Origin of the sequence: Clostridium chrysemydis, assembly GCF_015234215.1 — a bacterium.
Lineage (GTDB): Bacteria > Bacillota > Clostridia > Clostridiales > Clostridiaceae > Clostridium > Clostridium chrysemydis.
This window is the reverse complement of the sequence record NZ_JADEKP010000019.1, coordinates 1-2,076: the sequence shown is the minus strand read 5'-3', so window position 1 is coordinate 2,076 and position 2,076 is coordinate 1. Positions and strand designations below refer to the sequence as shown.

The 2,076-nt window shown below is 30.6% G+C and carries 2 protein-coding genes, 1 tRNA gene, 2 rRNA genes and 1 riboswitch; of the genes, 4 read left to right on the top strand and 1 reads right to left on the bottom strand.

The features are described 5' to 3' along the window. The 4 genes from INR60_RS17120 to INR60_RS17105 form a co-directional block, all read left to right on the top strand. Positions 1-126, top strand: a 23S ribosomal RNA gene (locus INR60_RS17120); the annotation flags it as partial. Between the two features lie 109 nt (positions 127-235). Next, positions 236-352, top strand: a 5S ribosomal RNA gene (gene rrf / locus INR60_RS17115). Between the two features lie 8 nt (positions 353-360). Further along, a tRNA-Ala gene (locus tag INR60_RS17110) sits at positions 361-436 on the top strand. A gap of 84 nt (positions 437-520) precedes the next feature. After that, positions 521-620, top strand: a riboswitch (purine riboswitch). A gap of 100 nt (positions 621-720) precedes the next feature. Further along, on the top strand, positions 721-1,293 hold the full coding sequence (locus INR60_RS17105) for a xanthine phosphoribosyltransferase (RefSeq protein ID WP_194192694.1): 573 nt from the start codon (positions 721-723) through the stop codon (positions 1,291-1,293). Positions 1,294-1,327: 34 nt separating this feature from the next. Here INR60_RS17105 and INR60_RS17100 read toward each other — a convergent pair whose 3' ends face one another. Further along, entirely contained in the window at positions 1,328-1,534 is a 207-nt protein-coding gene (locus INR60_RS17100) for a zinc ribbon domain-containing protein (RefSeq protein WP_194192693.1), read from the bottom strand. Positions 1,535-2,076: the final 542 nt, after the last annotated feature.

Genomic DNA, 2,076 nt, shown 5'->3' with positions numbered 1-2,076 from the left:
CAAGATTAGATTTCCCATAGCGTAAGCTAGTAAGACCCCTTGAAGAACACAAGGTTGATAGGTCAGGAGTGTAAGTGTGGCAACACATTCAGCTGACTGATACTAATAGGTCGAGGGCTTGACCAATTATTTGTTAACTAAAATTCATGTGCAATTTTAAGAGAACAATGAATACAAATTTTAAATAATTTGCATAAGTTCTTCTTACCAAATCTAAGATTTGGAGAATTACTTATCTGGTGATGATGGCGTAGAGGAAACACTCCTTCCCATTCCGAACAGGAAAGTTAAGCTCTACAGCGCCAATGGTACTGCACGGGAGACTGTGTGGGAGAGTAGGACGTTGCCAGGTTAAAACTTGGGGGTATAGCTCAGTTGGGAGAGCACCTGCCTTGCACGCAGGGGGTCAGGAGTTCGAATCTCCTTACCTCCACCAAAATTAAAGCTATGATAACATAGCTTTTTTTTTATACATAAATAAAATCTTGTATTATATTAATTAAAGTGATATAGTATTAGAAAGAATTGAATAACTTTTATTCGTATATGCTCAATTACGATGGTTTGAGCGTTTCTACAAGGTGCCAAAAATCCTAACTACGAATGTATTATCGTTGATTATACATAAGGATAGGCTTATTTAGCTATCCTTTTTTTTTATTTTACAGAAGAATAGTAAGGCTATTGGTGTTTTAGTACATATTTTAAGGAGAGATTTTAATGAAAAGCTTAGAAGAAAAAATATTAAAAGAAGGTAGACTTAGAGATGGAAACATACTAAAAGTTGATAGTTTTTTAAATCATCAAATGGATATAAAATTTTTAAACGAAATTGGTAAGGAATTTAAAAGAATATTTAAAGATGAAAAAATAGATAAGATATTAACTATAGAAGCTTCAGGAATAGGAATTGCGGCTATAGTATCACAATATTTTGATTTTGCACCAGTTGTTTTTGCAAAAAAGACAGAAAGTTTAAATTTAGATAAAGATCTTTATGAAGCTAAAGTTTTTTCATACACTAAAAAGAAAGAATACGTAGTAAGAGTTGGAAAGAGATTTTTAAACAAAGGGGAAAGAATTCTTATAATAGATGATTTCCTAGCTATGGGATGCGCAGCTAAAGGGCTATTAGAACTTGTAGATAAATCAGAAGCAGAATTAGTTGGAGTAGGTATAGTAATAGAAAAAGGCTTCCAAGACGGTAGAAAGATACTAGAAGATATGGGAGTAAGAGTTGAATCATTAGCTATATTAGATGATTTTAAAGATGGTGAAATAAGATTTAAATAAAAACAAGCTTGTACGAAGGTACAAGCTTGTTTTTTTATGTTAATAAATCTAGTATGTTCCATCCATCAGAAGTTGAAGATCTATAAAGTTCAGTAAATCCGCATTTTTTACAACTTATAGTTATAAATTTTTTATTTTGAACATCGAATATTTTTGCAAAGTTTCCTCCGGTAGCTTGAAATTGATCAGATACAAACTCATTGCACTTACATTTAGGACATTCATATAGAATTTTATTCATAGTTACACCCCCTTATAAAGTAATATGTAAATAAAATTATATAGTCAAAATATATCTAACACAATAAAAATAATATATTACATTTATATAATATTTGATAAAATGAATGATTATTACAAATTTCACAATTAAACATAGCCTAGTGTATCACACTATATAATATGGAGAAAATTATAGAAATTTAGAGAATTAAAAGAATAATTTGTCGTTATAGGGATAATATATATAATATGATCAAAAGTATATGATATTATTAAACACGTCGCTGAGGCAAACGGATGAATTTACCGGAGCTTTGGTAACTAAGATTTTCTTCTGAAAAAACATTTTAAAAAAGATGTTGACAGAGAAAAACTTAAATGTTAAGATAAGCAAGTCGCTTGAGTGCGACGGAGATTAAATGGTCTTTGAAAATTGAACAGATTTATATAATACAAAACCAGCAATTCTTTTTACGAATTTAAGTTTTAAGAGTACAGATTAAACTTTTTATTGAGAGTTTGATCCTGGCTCAGGACGAACGCTGGCGGCGTGCCTAACAC